General features: G+C 38.0%; 11 protein-coding genes. 3 read left to right on the top strand and 8 right to left on the bottom strand.

Translation table 11 applies throughout. The annotated features are described in order from the left end of the window. Positions 1-13 precede the first annotated feature (13 nt). Together BN990_RS04515 and BN990_RS04510 are read left to right on the top strand one after the other, a co-directional pair. Positions 14-832, top strand: coding sequence for a purine-nucleoside phosphorylase (locus tag BN990_RS04515; RefSeq protein WP_021289440.1), 819 nt, complete (start codon positions 14-16; stop codon positions 830-832). Positions 833-920: 88 nt separating this feature from the next. Then, positions 921-2144 carry a NupC/NupG family nucleoside CNT transporter gene (locus tag BN990_RS04510; protein WP_021289441.1) on the top strand — a complete coding sequence of 408 codons (1224 nt, stop codon included), beginning with the start codon at positions 921-923 and terminating at the stop codon, positions 2142-2144. A 613-nt stretch (positions 2145-2757) separates the two neighbouring features. Here BN990_RS04510 and BN990_RS04505 read toward each other — a convergent pair. The 8 genes from BN990_RS04505 to BN990_RS04470 form a co-directional block, all read right to left on the bottom strand. Then, the gene (locus tag BN990_RS04505) at positions 2758-3621 is read right to left on the bottom strand and encodes a protein phosphatase 2C domain-containing protein (protein WP_038242668.1); all 864 of its coding nucleotides are present in this window, start codon (positions 3619-3621) and stop codon (positions 2758-2760) included. A 27-nt stretch (positions 3622-3648) separates the two neighbouring features. Next, positions 3649-4554 (bottom strand): ROK family protein, encoded by a 906-nt coding sequence (locus tag BN990_RS04500; RefSeq protein ID WP_021289443.1) that lies wholly within the window; start codon positions 4552-4554, stop codon positions 3649-3651. Positions 4555-4763: 209 nt separating this feature from the next. Beyond that, positions 4764-4931, bottom strand: a complete 168-nt coding sequence (locus BN990_RS22880; protein WP_021289444.1) for a DUF6903 family protein — start codon at positions 4929-4931, stop codon at positions 4764-4766. After that, positions 4921-7092: a 1,3-beta-galactosyl-N-acetylhexosamine phosphorylase gene (gene gnpA / locus BN990_RS04495; RefSeq protein WP_038242667.1), complete on the bottom strand. Its 2172-nt coding sequence runs from the start codon at positions 7090-7092 to the stop codon at positions 4921-4923. Before gnpA ends, BN990_RS22880 begins: the two co-directional genes overlap by 11 nt. Positions 7093-7101: 9 nt before the next feature. Next, on the bottom strand, positions 7102-7986 hold the full coding sequence (locus BN990_RS04490) for a carbohydrate ABC transporter permease (RefSeq protein ID WP_021289446.1): 885 nt from the start codon (positions 7984-7986) through the stop codon (positions 7102-7104). A gap of 15 nt (positions 7987-8001) precedes the next feature. Beyond that, the gene (locus BN990_RS04485) at positions 8002-8892 is read right to left on the bottom strand and encodes a carbohydrate ABC transporter permease (protein WP_021289447.1); all 891 of its coding nucleotides are present in this window, start codon (positions 8890-8892) and stop codon (positions 8002-8004) included. A 261-nt stretch (positions 8893-9153) separates the two neighbouring features. After that, positions 9154-10482, bottom strand: a complete 1329-nt coding sequence (locus tag BN990_RS04475; RefSeq protein WP_038242663.1) for a carbohydrate ABC transporter substrate-binding protein — start codon at positions 10480-10482, stop codon at positions 9154-9156. A gap of 236 nt (positions 10483-10718) precedes the next feature. Continuing rightward, a complete protein-coding gene (locus BN990_RS04470) occupies positions 10719-14756 on the bottom strand; it encodes an endo-alpha-N-acetylgalactosaminidase family protein (RefSeq protein WP_232620933.1) in 4038 nt (1345 codons plus the stop codon). A 452-nt stretch (positions 14757-15208) separates the two neighbouring features. On the opposite strand from BN990_RS04470, the gene BN990_RS04465 reads away from it, so the two are divergent. Then, positions 15209-16042, top strand: a complete 834-nt coding sequence (locus tag BN990_RS04465) for an AraC family transcriptional regulator (RefSeq protein WP_021289450.1) — start codon at positions 15209-15211, stop codon at positions 16040-16042. Positions 16043-16308 lie beyond the last annotated feature (266 nt).

Below are 16308 nucleotides of genomic sequence, written 5' to 3'. Positions count from 1 at the left end.
GGAGGTACAAATAATGCATAAGACAAATGAAATCCTGGAAGCGAAAGATTTTATATCAAGTAAAACGAATATTATCCCTGAAGTCGGAATCGTTCTCGGTTCTGGGTTAGGAAGTCTAGCTGACGAAATAGAAGATGCCGTTACTATCCCTTATGAAGATATTCCTTTTTTTTCTAAATCTGATGCGGCAGGACATGCAAACGAATTGGTTATTGGTAGATTAGAAGGAAAAAAAATCGTTGCAATGAAAGGACGCTATCACTACTACGAAGGCTACAGTCTGGATGAAGTTACATTTCCTATAAGAGTAATAAAAGCATTAGGTGCTAAAAATCTAATTATTACGAATTCTTGCGGTGCAGTTAATACAGACTTTAATCCAGGTGAACTAATGCTAATTACCGATCATATTAATTTAGTTGGTACAAATCCGTTAATCGGCAGAAATAATCCTGCCTTAGGCACACGCTTTCCTGATGTATCTGAGGTTTATAGCAAGGAGCTACGTAATTTAGCCTTAGATATAGCTATCGAAAATAATATTACATTACAAGAAGGTGTATACGGATGGTGGAGTGGGCCTGTTTATGAAACACCTGCAGAAATACGAATGATACGAACACTTGGAGGTGATGCAATCGGTATGTCTACTGTACCTGAAGCTACCGTTGCAATACACTCTGAGATGAGCGTATTAGGGATTTCTTGCTTAACAAATATGGCTTGTGGGATCCTAGACCAGCCTTTAAGTCATGATGAAGTTATTGAAGTTGCCGGCAAATCCCGAGAGAAGTTTGTTTTATTAGTTAAAAAAGTAATTAATAGAATTTAAACAAGTAATCAGGATGTACAATCACTTACATTCTGATTACTCCAAAAATGTCATAATTTTTATTTTATTATATACAGAGGTGTACAAAATGAATGTAATTTGGGGTATAGCAGGATGCTGTTTTATCATTTTGGTCTCTTTTCTCTTATCTGAGAACAAAAAATATATAAATATAAGAACAGTTACAATTGGTTTTTTTCTCCAAATTGTTTTTGGGTATCTTGTATTAAAATGGGAGTTTGGAAAAGAAGTACTTGCATATGTATCCACAGGCATCAACGATATTATTAACTATGGACATGAGGGAATTGCATTTGTTTTCGGTCCTTTAGCAGATAAGGACGGTGAACTTGCAGTCTTCGCTGTTAACGTATTAGGCCTCATTATCTTCTTAACCGTTCTAATAGCAATACTTTATCATTATGGAATCATGCAGTATATCGTTCGGATTATTGGAGGATTTATTTCTAAGATAATGAAGACTTCTTATGCTGAATCAGCAGCAGCTGCTGCGAACATCTTTGTTGGTAATACACAATCACCATTAGTTGTAAGGCCCTATATTGCCAATATGACGAGATCACAGTTATTTTCTGTAATGGTAGGAGGCTTAGCTTCCGTTTCTGGTGCTGTAATGGTTGGACTAGCTGCAATGGGGATTCCATTAGAATATTTACTATCAGCAGCCTTAATGTCTGCACCAGCAGGGCTTATGGTAGCAAAATTTATTATTCCGGAAACAGAAGAAATTAATGATAACGAGTGGATAAAACCAGTAGAAGCTGCTGCAAGCAAGGAAAAGACAAATATCATTGATGTTATTTTTGTGAGTTCAAAGGAAGGATTACACTTTGCAGTAAACGTAGGCCTCATGTTAATGGCTATCATTGGATTAATGGCGTTAATAAATGGGCTTTTAAATTGGGGAGGATCCCTTTTGGGATTTGACAACTTTTCATTAGAATTGATTTTTGGTTATCTGTTCGCTCCCATAGCATTTATTATTGGGATTCCTTGGGGGGAAGCTTTAACAGCTGGAAATTTATTAGCTCAAAAATTCTTATTAAATGAATTTGTAGCGTTTGCCCAACTATCTGAAATTATCGATAGCCTATCGGATAGAACATTAGCTATTTTGACTTTTGCACTTAGTGGATTTGCTAACTTTGGAGCAGCAGGCAGTATCGTTGGGATGCTAACAAACATGGCTCCTAAACGGAAGTTTGAAATTCAAAAACTAATGTTGAAAGCATTAATTGCAGCTACTTTAGCAAACCTTTTAAACGGGGCCATTGTAGCAATGGTTATCTAATTAAAGCGGTGTACATTGCCAGCTACATAATTATTGTTTTAGATACTTTTAAAAATAGGACCTCCTGTCTCTACTTTTATTTCATAGTTTGCCATACAGGAAGAAAAACGATAGGATTCCACTCTACGATGTATATAGCTTCCAAAAACTGGTTATCATTCCGTGTGTTAAGCTTGCCATCGACCATGTCACAGGTAAATGGGAACTGATTTGACTTGAAAAGAAACCAAACTTATATGTGTCGTAAGGTTCCCATTCGGTCCGTCGGAAATCAATAAAACAGCAATGCTCCTGTTATTAAGGATCTTTTCGCTTCCTCTGCTGCTATTGATTCAAACTACGACATGTATACACAGTACTAATTTCTGCTCCAGCAAGGTGTTTTTTGCGGACATCTTCAGCTCCCGTGGCAACAAAGACTGCTTCTTCAAGGATCTTCAGTTATCTTATTTCCTGCTTGAGTCAACTTCCTTTTGCTCCAATTATCGAACATTTATTTAGTGAAACAAGCATGTTATGACATAAGAAGACTCCATGTTAACAAAGATACATAGACTTCGACGTGAAAGCGAAGACAGCAGACTTAAAAGCAGTACAAATGTTAGTATACCGGTTATCGTTCTAATAATAGAGCCGTTTTATCGTCACTTTCCTTTAACCTTGGATAGGTTAAACAGGAGGCGTCTTGACTCTCTCGTTTCACTACTTCATTAAATAATGCCTCTACCCCCTGATTACATGCAATCTTTGCAGATTTCTCCCAAGCAATCGTGGTTTGCTCTCTTGTAGGTAAAAGCATACCATCCGTAAGTAATACTATTTTCGACACCTTGCTTAAGGAAACCGTTCCTGACTCCATAAATTGGAATGCTTCAGCAGTCCCATCAATCACCCCATAACCCCCTGATGTATTCATGTTCTCGCGATTTTGCATTAAAATAGGTTTTATCATTTCTCTTAATTGACTTAAATCCATATGGTTTCCTTTTTTCTCATGGAGTTTCATGAATTCTTTAAGGGCAAGCTGATCAAAATATTGGATTAGATCATATGTAATTGCACGTATTTCACCACTTTTATACTCTACAAATATCATGCAGTCTCCCGCGTGAAAAAAGTCCAATGCATGACCATTTGAGTGCAACTGAATTGCTGCTAACCCGGTTGAACTTCTTTGCTTTTTAGGAATATCTTGAATACTAGATATATTGCTGCCACTCCTAGCAAAATTATTAAATTGATCCACTAATTTTTGACCTAGTGTTTGATTCGCTCGAAGCACCCCATTATATAATCCATCAGTTTGCTTCAGTGCTTGCAACTGCTCTTGGACCGTATACGAAGCCAAGTAACCCGGAAGTCCATCTAATCCAGTAGCCCCATCTATTACAGCATATACATTGGCATCTTGATTAATAACATAGGAATCTTCGTTAATCGGACCATTCCCTTTTTGGTATACATGGGTGCATTTCATTTATATACTCCTTTCAAACTCACCTGTTTAGTTCGAATTAAATACCTTAAGACCAGAGCCTAGAATTCCTTGGTCATGATTAAAATGACTAAATTCCATATGATCTAATATATGAAGTTGCTCCTTTAATAAGTAACAAGCTAATTCTTCTTTCACTAATTGTAATAGTTGCGGGTTATGTACAGCAACACTTCCGCCAAATACAATCTTGTGTGGGTCTAGTAAACTAGTAATCACGTATAACCCTTGGGTTAAAGAGGAAACCAGATCTTGAATAATTATCTCAGCTTGTGCATCTCCTTTATGATATGCAGATAATACATCTGCTGAGGTAATGTACGAATCTTTAAATAGATCCTGCCCTCTTTTGGCAATGGCAGGACCCGAAGCAATGGATTCTAACCTTTCCATGTATGTCCCTTTGTTTTTCAAGGTAATTGGAATAAGCCCTAGCTCTCCAGCAAAACCAGCACCTCGAATAATTTCTCCACCTTGGATGATGGAACATGCAATTCCTGTACTTATCGTAATATAAGTAAATAAATCCGTTTCCGTCAGCTCTGCTTTCTTCCATTCAGCAAAAGCAGCCATATCTACATCATTATCAATGACAATTCGATTAACGCCCAAAGCTTCGCTTATCCGTTTTGTAAACGGAAAGTCTCGCCAAGGTAGATTATTCTGGAATACAGCTATTCCATTTTCCCTATCCACTTTACCAGGGATACCTGCACCAATACCAAATATATCACTTAATGGGATACTCGAATGATTCATCAGGGTCTGCACACATGTTATTACCTGTGAAAACATTTGCTCTTTATCAGAAGTATCACTTCTTACAACTTCTTTTTGAATTAAATCCCCATGTTCATTAACAATCCCACTTGCAATCTTTGTCCCACCAATGTCAATACCAATGGCGTACCTCATTTCCTTCCCCCATTCTAATGGCTTAGAAAAGGCAAAACCAAATGGAGTGTTTCCAAAATTGTTTTGCCTCTTTATTCCAGATAAAAAGTTTCATTTTTATTACATGCGTATTATGGAAACTTAGACTTTCATCACCAAGATTGGCAAAAAGCAAAAGTAGTTCGTGTTCAAAAAGGAGGATAAAGATGTGACAATTTAACCATCCTCTATTAAATGAATTTCCGATTATAATTCCAGAGCAGGAACAACAACCCCGCCAACCCAATTAATTGGGAAAATAACTCAAGTCTCCCAATTGTTCGTTGTCCATTAATGATCAAATACATGCAAAAGAGAAAAAATACGATTTTCAAGATACGAAACACCTTATCTTCCATCTTTGCATACCTCCCAAATAATCTCACTCGGTCCAAGGGTCACTACATGCTCAATACCGGTTCCAACATAAACATTTGTTGTCTGTGTCTCCATTGAATTGTTAACAACTGCGTACATATTGATTTCTAAGTAGGCATGAACTTCACAGTGAATATTTGATGCATACCATTTCTTCAATTCCCTTTCTTTATGTGCTGCAAAAAATAATGCCCGCATAAACAACCGTGTGTTTTCATGGCTATATGGAAGTCCGGCCATATAAACACTTCGACCACTTCCAAATGGTGAACTAGCTAAATAAATGCCATCATCATTTTGTCCAAGAATCGTCGTCTGCTGCTCTAATGCATAGATGTTTTTTATCCCTTCACCGAAATGGAATACCTTGGTATCATCGGTAATAAAATGGGAATCGGCCGTATCGGTAAAATACTTGTTCGTCGATAAGCTAAACCCAAGTTCTTTATCCACACCTAATACATTGGCTAGTTGAAAATAACGTCCTTCGTGATGATATGCACTTGGTTCGCCAATCCCGATAAATCCACCGCCATGATAAATCCATTCTCTTAGTTTTTCTGTCAACACAGATTCCTTCCATATTTCCCCACCTGAGAAGGCTGTACCAGCATCTCCTGCATTTATGATCACATCGATGTCATCAGGTATACCATGATGTATCACATCGTCAAAAGATAGAAAGGTAACTTCTGCATTTGAACCACTGAGCGCTTCCAAAATACCATAATAGGAATAGGTTTGCTTATACCACTTCCCATGGGCAACAGTGTGTGCCTGCCAGGATCTCAGTTGTCCCCAGGCATTCAGGATGGCCACTTTAATTCCTGTATAAGGCTTTACTCCTTTAATCTTGTCATAAATTTCGCGAAATTCCTCGGTAATGTGTTCCACATAGTCAACAAACGCAGGAAATTTATAGGCGAGGCTTAAATAGCCGCCATAGCCGATGCGATCCAGTGGTTTTCGCATCATAGCCCTTCTAGCAGACAACCAAATTTCATTCGCTTCAATAACCGGATCATTCCCTTCATAAAATGTATCCGGGAAAAAGTAAGGAAGTAATCGCCCCTCGGTATAAGCAACATGCGGAATATCGGAAATAATTCGAAGGGTAGTTCCATCTCCAACACTGCCAACGACCGCATCCATATCTGTATCTTTAAAATAGTTGCCGTATGGTTCTGTTCCAATCCAATTATCTCCTAAAAACATCATTGCTTCCTTGCCGCTGTCGTGAACCATTTCAACCAGTTCTTTCACTTCTTGCGCAACAAATTGTTGAATGAAATCAATATAATCCAAATAGGCTGTTGAAGGAACGCGAAAGGTAGTGTTGTAATAGCCTTGATCTACGATATCTTCCGGTCTTAGTGAATAGCCTTTTTCCTTTTCAAAGGCTTGCAATGCCGCCACAGAAACGCTCGCTCCATAGCCAAACCAATCCACAAATTTTTCTTTTCCTAAATGATTAAATATCAATGTAAAATGATAGAAAAAGGTGGTAAACCGAACCACATCGGTGTCCGGATTTTCCTTTAGCCACTTTACCAAATAATCTTTAATAAATTGATTAGAGTATGGCTGCCGAGCATCAAAAGGGATTTCATGCGGTTTATCCCCCCAATCATTGGTCATATGATTGTACATTTGTGTCGGATCCCATTTCATATAAGCTAAAAAGGAGACCGTATATTCATGCCAAGGCTGTGCTTGATGAATAACTAATTGATTCTCTGCTTGATTGACTTCCCAACTATCTGGATTTACTACCTCACCTGTTGTCCGGTCAATTACTTCCCACCACTTTTTTGGGTCATGTACATAATCCGGTTCTATCTGTTCATCAAAGTACCCCTTCATAAATGTTACTTCCAGCTTCGTTCCAGTAGCCATATGATATTGGGACATGAGATAAAGCTGCTGAATTTCTTCCGGATGCTGTTCAGCAAATTCATTGTGACTTCGTGCCACAAAATAGGTCGTATATATTTTGGCATTTAACTGTTTGATTTCTTTATCCAACTTGGTTCCATCACTATCCCGCAAAGCATCTGCACCCCAACGGCTAAGTAGTTCCTTCGTTTCATTTAAAAAATTTTCCTCACTTGGTAACGTTACTCTTCCTGATAATTTCTTCATTTGATCCACCTATCCTTTCAACCCACCAACCGTCATTCCTTGTGTTAGACGTTTTTGCAGGATAATATAAAGAATTAATGTTGGGAGCATAACGATGACCATCCCCGCATACATTGGTCCATAATTCGCCGCTGCCCGCTCAGCCGCCATCAGATTTAATAAGCCAACTGGCAATGTTTGATTTTCGCCCGGCATTAATGTTAGTGCCAGAATATATTCGTTCCAAAAAAGTAAGAAGTTAAATAAAATAACTATGATAATACTTGGTCCTGCCATCGGCAGCATCACTGAAAACATGGTTTTAAAATATCCCGCGCCATCGATACTTGCTGCTTCCTCAAAATCGGAAGGAAGTGTTTGAAAATAACTTGATAAGAGATAAATTGTAAACGGCAATGCGGTTGACGCATAAATGAGTGCAAGCATAAACCGATTATTTAACAGGAGTTCTTCGCCAAGAATAGTCCGGATAACCGTATCCCAATCTAGGAGCATGAGGAAAATCGGAACGGCAATATAGCTGATATTAATAAACAATCCTACCTTAACGAACGAGTTAATCATTTTACTTCCTCTGAAACTAAAACGGGATAATACATAAGCTGCTGGTAACGCTACAATCAGCAAGATTGCCAATGCCAATACGGTCACCACGGCCGAATTAAATAAGTAGTTTCCCATATTTGCTTCCTGAAATGCTTCGATGAAATTTTCAACATGGAAGCCAAGGGGAATCGACCATGGATTACCGTAGAATTCAGCATTTTGCTTGATTGATGCAAAAAACACCCATGCTACTGGTACAATGATTGATATTGCCAAGGTGATCAAAGCAATATAGATAAATAGCTTATACAACGTATCCGTTTGCGAACCATTTGATTTTTTCACCACTTCCTACCTCCTTCTCTAATATTCCAGTACATCTCGTTTTGTAATAAAATTTACAATCGCCGCTAAAGCAAAGGAGAAAATAAAAACGACTACCCCGATCGCCATCCCATAGCCATAGGTCGAATTTGTATACGCTTGATCATACATATAGAAAAGAAAAACCTCTGACGAACCATCTGGTCCACCGCCGGTCATTGCTTTTACAAGTAGGAAGCTCAAGTTAATCGTACTAATGATAAAAAACGTTAGTGTCGTCCGAATATTGTTCCAGATCAATGGTAACGTAATGCCGGTAAATTGCTTCATCTTGCTAGCCCCTTCTAGGGAGGCTGCTTCATAATAGCTCGCAGGTATACTTGCCATGCTAGACATATACATTACCATGTAATAACCAATAGCCTGCCACACCAATGCTCCTGCTACACTGTAAATAACAATGGTCTGGTTACCTAACCATTTCTGTTGTAAGGTTTCCAAGCTTAATAGATGGAAAATGCTATTTAATAACCCATTGGAAGGATCATAGATGGCAGAAAAAATCCCAGCAATTACGACAATAGATAAGATGTTTGGGATATAAAAGATCACTCGAAAAAAATTGCTGCCTCGGATCTTCTCTTTGGATAATATTGCCGCAAAGAAAACAGCAATCACGAAGGTAAAAATGGCAACAATAACAATTAATAGAATTGAATTTTGAAAGGACCGAATAAAATCCATGTCATTCCATAAAAGCTTAAAGTTATTAAATCCTACAAACTGCTGGTTATTCGAAAACCCGCCCCATTGATAAAGCGACATTCGAAATACCTCAATCGTCGGAATTACCATAAAAAGAATCAGTAAAATAAGTGCAGGAGCCACACAGACGCCAATAAATAGATTCCTAGATTTCTTTTTACTCATTATTCTCACCTCTTTCATGTGAAATCGCGTAGGGGACATAGGCAACATGTTCAAATAGAACTGTTTCATCACATGCCGGGTATCCTGAGTTGGGCAACTTCACCACTGATTCACGCGTCCGTCCACCTAAGTCACACATTATATGCAACATATCACCATCCAGGCATCCCTCGTCACCATTCGACGTACCTCGCACCCTGTGACCAAATAAAACGATGAGTTTACGTTCCCACCGTTTTATTTTTATCTTTGGATCGTCCATTAGTTCATAGCAGGTCTTAGCTGGTCACTTGCCTCTTCAATTTGTTTTCTCCATTCCTCCACAGAAATTTCACCACTGATCACACTGTCAATGGAACCATATAATGTGTCTCCGATGCTGACACCTGGAACAGGAGCTGTAGAAGCGAATGTTCCCATTGCTGGAAGTACGCCATCTTCTTCATAGATATTGTAATAGAGTAGATTGTCTCCCTCCATTTCTTCTGTAATCCCCTTAATTGGCTGAACTGCTCCAGATTCTAAGAAGATAGAAGCTGCTTCATCTGTGTACATATAGGTGATAAATTCTTTGGCTGCTTGTTTATTTTCAGAAGCAGATGGAATCCACATCTGTTCAAAGAATGTAAATGCATAACGATCGCCGCCTTTTTCAAACGAAGGAATTGACATCATCCCCCACTCAAAATTATCCGCTTTAGGGGCTTCTTTCATTTCACCAACTACCCAAGTTCCATTCGGCATAAATAGTGCCTCATTATCTAAAACCAACTGCTGGTTCTTCGTAAAATCATTGGGGTTTGCATTTGCAACTGTATTTGGATGCGTATAATCAGCTAATTTTTTTATTGTTTCTAACACTTTCGTTGCTTCTTCAGTTTCCCATACACCATCTTCATAAGTCATTGCTGAATTAAAGAAATCTGTACCTCCTGAAGCATACAGCATTGATCCAACCATCGTGTCAAAATAGCCAGTTGTTGGATAGGTGAAAAGTGAGATTCCTTCTTTAGCTGCCTTCTCACCTAAAGCCCACATGTCACCCCAAGTTTTCGGAACTTCCCAGCCTTTCTCTTCAAATAATCCTGCATTATAAAATAACCCTGTAGGACTATAAAACATAGGAGCTAAATAGGTTTCCCCATCTGCATATGGATTCGTAGCTAATGTATCACTGAATCCTTCCAATAATTTGTTATTTACCGTCATGTCTTCTCCATATACATCCATGTCTAATACATCTGTAATTTTTTCCATACCATCTTCCTTAATAAGTGTTTCTGTTAACCCTTCTGGTCTACCTGTTGCCAATAACAATACATCTGGATATTCTCCGGCTTGCATATTTGGCCGGATCACTTCTTCCAGGTTTTTTTCTACGGTTAATTCAACAGTTACATTCTCGTTAGCTGCTTCATATGCATCGGCTATCTTTGTCCACATGTCGCCACCATAACCGGATTCCAAAGCAGCCACATGTAAGGTTGTTTTCCCATTTCCTGTATCACCGTTTGCTGATTGAGATTCCGAGCAAGCAGCCAAACTTAGCACGAGTAAGCTAAAGAAAATCATAGACAAGCATTTTTTCATCTTGTACCCCCCATAGTTTTATTTACTATAGTTCAATCGTACCTAGTGTTAAGCGCTTCCACAATAAAAATATTGTTGTGATTTTTAGATATATTGCTTTTTATTATGTTTTGAATAAAATTTCTTGATAAAGATAGAACCGTAACTTCTAAAAATCATTACCAAATAGAAATAAGGGAGCTGATTAAAAATTCAGCTCCCTGCTTTTTTATTCATATAGAAAGATAGGTAAAAAACTACTCCCATCTTCCGATTAAAATATCAGAACTCGATTTAAGCGTATTATACGCCTTTTGAGAAATTAATTTTTCTTGTTTTTGTTGATCTAGCAGCTGTTTAAATCCATTTAGATGCTTGATAACCTTTGCAGCTTGTTCCTGCTTTTCGTAACGAGCAACTGCAATCAAATGGGTGTTTAATGCGCGAATCACTTGAGGGTTCTCGAATTCCTCCACTTCATCGTATTGTTCAATAAGTGTTCGGATATCAGCTGTGCTTTCTATCGTAGCTACCTTTTCAATTTGTAAGTTGTCTAATATAAAAGTTCCTTCACCGGTATCCATATTCACACTTGTTCCATCACTAAAGATTCCAATATAGGTCTGTCCATTTCCTGAGCCAGTTACTGTGAACTCTGCCCTGTTGGTATCGGTGGATGCAGTTATTTGTTCATTCACTGAAAGCCCTTTGGCATCATCAATATCCTTTACATCAATCGCCTGATCTCCAGCTATAAACCGATAGGAATCAGCAGTAGTCTGATAGTCAAAACTGACTTTGTATAGACTATTTGCTTCAAAGTGGACATGCTGTGGAATGGTTCGGTACACTAAGCCATTATTTCCAGTATTCACTTTCAAAGACCATTCACCATCGATTACGTCATCGACTAATTTTTTCCCTGCCCATCCTTTTTGGGTGTAAGGAGCATGGAGCTCGGATAAATGAATACGATTATCTTCCACTCCTTCTGTGTTTCCTACAACAAACGGATAAATACCCTGCACTACCGTTTCAAAATCCTGCTCAAATACACGTGGAGATGCATGATTTGTTAAAGACTTTTTAACAATTCGGATGTCATCATATATGGTATTTCCTTCACCAGATTCTCTACCAAGGATCAATTCAGCGCTTTCACTTTCCGCCGTAAAGCTTACCTGCATCCGCTGCATGGTACTATTGGTTCCATCATTTGTTGCATGTGAATCAGCTTTTACATAATTTTTTTGTAGACTGCGGAGAGTGTAATTTTTCACATCTTTTGAAGCACCAGTCACTTCGATGGAAGCTTGCTTATCACTGTTGTTTTCTACATAAACCTCAGCTACATAATCCTCACCTGGCTCCAGCCCTGTAAGTGTACGAGTGACATAGGTGTCTTTTTTGGGATTATCGATATCCAAGTAATAATTACCACTGCTTAAATTTCTAGCTGATCCTGCTTGATTCGTCCGTTTGACGGTTACAGCTTTTTTGTCACCAGAAACCTTTGTGTGTTCCCCTTTTACTGTTCCTGAATTGAAACCAGTATCATAAACATGCGCTTTTGAACTCCAATTATCAATGATCAATCCTTCATCTTTTTCCTTCGTCACGATATAAGGTGTAGCAGCCTCTGCCTGTAAGGTTATTTTTTGATCAATAACGTTAACTTTTTGCCTTTCTGATCGGCCTTGATCTGTCAATTTATATACATAAACCTTAGATACACCTGCATATTCATCTGGAAGCGACCATGTTGATTCTCCGCCTTCTAGATTCCAATGATACAACTTATCAGAATCAGGGGTCGGGTTTTCAAAATCTTGTTCTACCCAAGGAATCAAATACGTATGTCCATCAAGTACTACCTGATCATTAAGCGCAATGATACGTTCTCTGGAATTATCCTTTCTTGTTACCACCACTTTATCTCCATTACTTGGATCTTCCAGCTTAATTTCTTGTTCTAAGTTTGTTACTGTCGGATCACCATCTGTTGTTTCCCAGTTTGTTACATAATATTTCTGCAAAAATTTTGTTGGAAGATTCGTATCAAACGTCATTTTGATGAAGTTGTCATAATTTTTATCGGATTGCCATCCTTCAAATCCAGCTAGTTCAAATCCGCCAAGTAATGGATGATCTGCTGTGCCGCCAGCTTCCGGCCAATTTAAAACCCAGGAATCTTTTTGATGGTTGCCAATAAAACGTAATACTTCAGAATTAATCCCTTTATTTTCAGGACCTCCGTAATTCTTGTCCGTAGCCCAGTGCTGCCATGTAGAATAGTTGGCTACAGCTGTCCCAAATTCGGATGTCAATCTCCAACCTCTATCTTTAAACTGCTCATAAATTCGATCTGATTCCCATTGATCCTGATACCAGACATCTAGATAGATAAAATCAAGCCCAGGAGCTGCAGCATGTAATTCGTCCAAACGTTCTGCCCGCGTTCCTGAATACAAGTCTTTTAATTTATCAATTGTATAAGATTGGTCTAGCCAGCCCCAACCTTTTGCATTTGGTCCTTCAATTAAGTCTTCATTGAAAGCTTTTGCTTCCGGATACGTTTCCTGGGCATTTATATGAACACCAAATTCGGTATTATACGCATGCCCCTCATTAATAAGGGTGTTTAGATCGGCTTTGCCCCCCATGCGTTCCCCTACATTACCATAATCCGGATGCGCACTATCATGTCCTTCACTTCCATATCCTTTTAAGAGAACTGCTTGTCCTAATCCATCTGTCGCCAAGGCTACCTTTTTTACATTATCCAATGTTTTAAGAAAAGGCTGCTGTGCCTGTGACCCAAAATTCATCGCAATTCGTGTTCCTACAAGATTATTAACATTGTTTGCTCCTTTAATGTCCTGCATGATATCACGGTAAGCAATCGCACTGTCCTGCCAGTCTACATTATTATCTTCATTGATATCTTCGGCAAGCGCAATTTTTATCGTTGGTTTATTGGATGATGGCTCAGGCATAAATTCGCGATGATAGTATAAGGGGCTGGATCCGATCCCCATCGCTTTGTCACCATTTTCATTTTCATAACGGCTTGCGGTAAGATTTTTGTATCCATTTACTTCGGAACTGGACCAAACACCAGCACTTATTTCATCTGTAGACAGGAAAGCAGTGTAATACCCTGTTTCTGTGTCCATCCCCCCCAGCGAATCATTAACCAATACATTGATGTCGCCAGGTTTGGTTACATCCTTGCTAAGGTTTGTTAATTTTGCCTTTGCATCCTTTTGACTGGAATTAACCGAAATGAAATTCATATCTGCAAATTCAATGGTCTCTATCGTTGCCCCAGCTTTATTATTTATATCTTCGAATCTGTAAGTAACTTGGTTATCTTCTACTTTTACGGAAAGTGTTAATTCGGCATCCATCGCTTCATACTCGTCTTCAACTGCTAAAGTGTAAATTGCTTCATCTTCACTGACTTTTTCAAATGATACTTCAGGATAGTACAGCATGTTGTTTAATTTTAAGCCATAAACAGGAGATTTCTGCCCATTCATCACTTTACCATCTACCTTGTATTGAATAATTCGTGGAAATACTTCATCAATGGTGACATCCATATAATTGGAATGTAATGTTTGTTCGATTGGTTCCTTATTTGGTGGCTCTGGGGGTGTGTATTCCTCGATACTTACATTAGAGATGGTAATATTAGCAGGTCCACGGCTCTTTTCCAAGCCAAGTAATCCTGCCTCATTTACCCCATCAGGTTGAAACCAGGAACCCACTTTTTCATTATCAACATATAACGTAACGTTATCATCAACAAACTTTGCACGTATATGGTAGGTTTTGTCCGCTTCCAAAGGTACCCCCTTCGTTGTAGAGGTCCACTTATTGGCAGGACCAAAAATCTCACTAAAATATTGATCGTTTTCATCCTCCGTACCAGCGAAGGAATACGTAGAAGCATCCTGCAGACGATAAATAAAACCAAAGCGGCTTAAATCCGTATTCGAGGTTATATCTGCTTCAAAAACACCATTCTTTATCTCTTCCATCTTATTGTAGACAATTTTATTTTTCTCATTTGAGGTAACACGAAAAGTCGCTGAACCGTCATCATTATATGTGATCGATCCGTCACCTTGAATCAAATTAAAATCCCCTTCTTCAAGATCACGATCACTAATATCTACTTTATCTTCTTCTGATAATTCGGCATGTAATGACGGGACGTTTATCGATAATAAAGATATCGTCATTGCAAAAAAAACGATGAAAAATGGTTTTTCATAACGTTTGTTCACATCAAAACCTCCTTTTGAATTTCAAGACAATTACCCAAGAATAAATGAACAGCTAGATCGTGCTAAAGCCGAATCATCCCCTCCTTTAGGAATCCAACGATTTTCCATAGTTGAACAAAGGCAAACCGTCGTTTCAATAGTTTATTTAGTAGTCAAATCACTACTCTACTCCAAGGCTACATTTATAAAAACGCTTTCACAATAATAATATTGTTGACTTTTTTATTAATATTGCTGTTATTATCGCTTGTTAATAAACTCCCATGAGACCCTGTAGTGAATACTAGATTCCTAGTTAAAAATAGATGAACGGAAACTATCCAAAACCAAACCAATAATTCCATATTCTAGGTGTCATTGTTTTATAAATATTGCCTTTTATTAGAAAACTAGTTAGAATATAAACAATAATCAGTCATCATAATTACGTATATAAAAAGAGGGTGCGTATCATGTCTTACGAAGTATATAAAGTAAATAATTCAACTGCTAAAAAAAGACCATTTAAACTTTTGTATATTACTCGTTCCGAATATGATAAGGGCTGGCATAGTACACAGCATACCCACCATTTTACTGAACTATTTTATATCGTAAATGGAAAAGGGTCTTTTGTTCTTCCAACTCATGAAATTCCAGTTAAAGAAAATGATTTAGTGATAATAAATCCTAATGTAGAGCATACGGAGAAGTCGAATGTTCAAGATTCACTTCAATATATTGCTTTGGGAATAGAGGGGTTGACTTTCTCACTTACTGAGGAAAAAGACGCACAAATGGGGCTTTTTACGTACCGCGGAGACCGTGAAGATGTTCTATTTTACCTTAATAAATTATTAAATGAAGTGATGCATGGCGATATCCAATATGAAATTATTTGTCAAAATATTATCGAAATCTTGATTGTTAAACTAAAACGCGAGAAAAAATTTACCATAGAGAAAACAGAAACACTGAATATTAATAAGGCAGTAGCTTTTATCAAGCATTACATTAATCAAAACTATCGTAACAACATCACACTTGATTTATTAGCAAAGGTGGGGCATATCAATAAATATTACCTATCACATACGTTTAAGAAAGATATGGGAATCTCTCCGATTGAATACCTGAATAAAGTTCGAATTAAGGAAGCAAAAATATTGTTGGATACAACCGACTATAATATCGGTGAGATTGCTGAAATTATTGGTTTTTCTTCACAATCTTTTTTTACACAGGCATTTAAACGCACAACAAATCAAACACCTTCCACGTATCGAAAAGTGCAATTAAACAGATGATTTATGCTTGTCCTTTTACCTGGTTGAATGCCATACAGATCTTGAAATCTACGAAAGTCGTTAATCATGTAAAACGCTTATACTCCATAGGATACAACATCAAAGCGCGTTTGGAAGAATCCGGATCGTGAAAAGGATAGTAGGAGGAACAAGTTGGGGGAATGGAGTCATCCTTCTATGTTGGTACATAACCAACGTGTCGCATTCTGTTACCCCTCTAACTTTCTTACCTCCAGTCAAGTGTTTTACACAATTTATTTGAATTA

Source organism: Virgibacillus salexigens (assembly GCF_000723585.1).
Classification (GTDB): Bacteria; Bacillota; Bacilli; order Bacillales; family Amphibacillaceae; genus Virgibacillus; species Virgibacillus salexigens.
This window is presented reverse-complemented; position numbering and strand designations above follow the sequence as displayed.

What these genes read in the sequence shown, in the direction of transcription:
- BN990_RS22880 (WP_021289444.1), bottom strand. Translation starts at nt 4,931, where the DNA reads ATGGAAGATAAGGTGTTTCGTATCTTGAAAATCGTATTTTTTCTCTTT.
- gnpA (WP_038242667.1), bottom strand. Translation starts at nt 7,092, where the DNA reads ATGAAGAAATTATCAGGAAGAGTAACGTTACCAAGTGAGGAAAATTTT.
- BN990_RS04510 (WP_021289441.1), top strand. Translation starts at nt 921, where the DNA reads ATGAATGTAATTTGGGGTATAGCAGGATGCTGTTTTATCATTTTGGTC.
- BN990_RS04515 (WP_021289440.1), top strand. Translation starts at nt 14, where the DNA reads ATGCATAAGACAAATGAAATCCTGGAAGCGAAAGATTTTATATCAAGT.
- BN990_RS04505 (WP_038242668.1), bottom strand. Translation starts at nt 3,621, where the DNA reads ATGAAATGCACCCATGTATACCAAAAAGGGAATGGTCCGATTAACGAA.
- BN990_RS04485 (WP_021289447.1), bottom strand. Translation starts at nt 8,892, where the DNA reads ATGAGTAAAAAGAAATCTAGGAATCTATTTATTGGCGTCTGTGTGGCT.
- BN990_RS04465 (WP_021289450.1), top strand. Translation starts at nt 15,209, where the DNA reads ATGTCTTACGAAGTATATAAAGTAAATAATTCAACTGCTAAAAAAAGA.
- BN990_RS04500 (WP_021289443.1), bottom strand. Translation starts at nt 4,554, where the DNA reads ATGAGGTACGCCATTGGTATTGACATTGGTGGGACAAAGATTGCAAGT.
- BN990_RS04475 (WP_038242663.1), bottom strand. Translation starts at nt 10,482, where the DNA reads ATGAAAAAATGCTTGTCTATGATTTTCTTTAGCTTACTCGTGCTAAGT.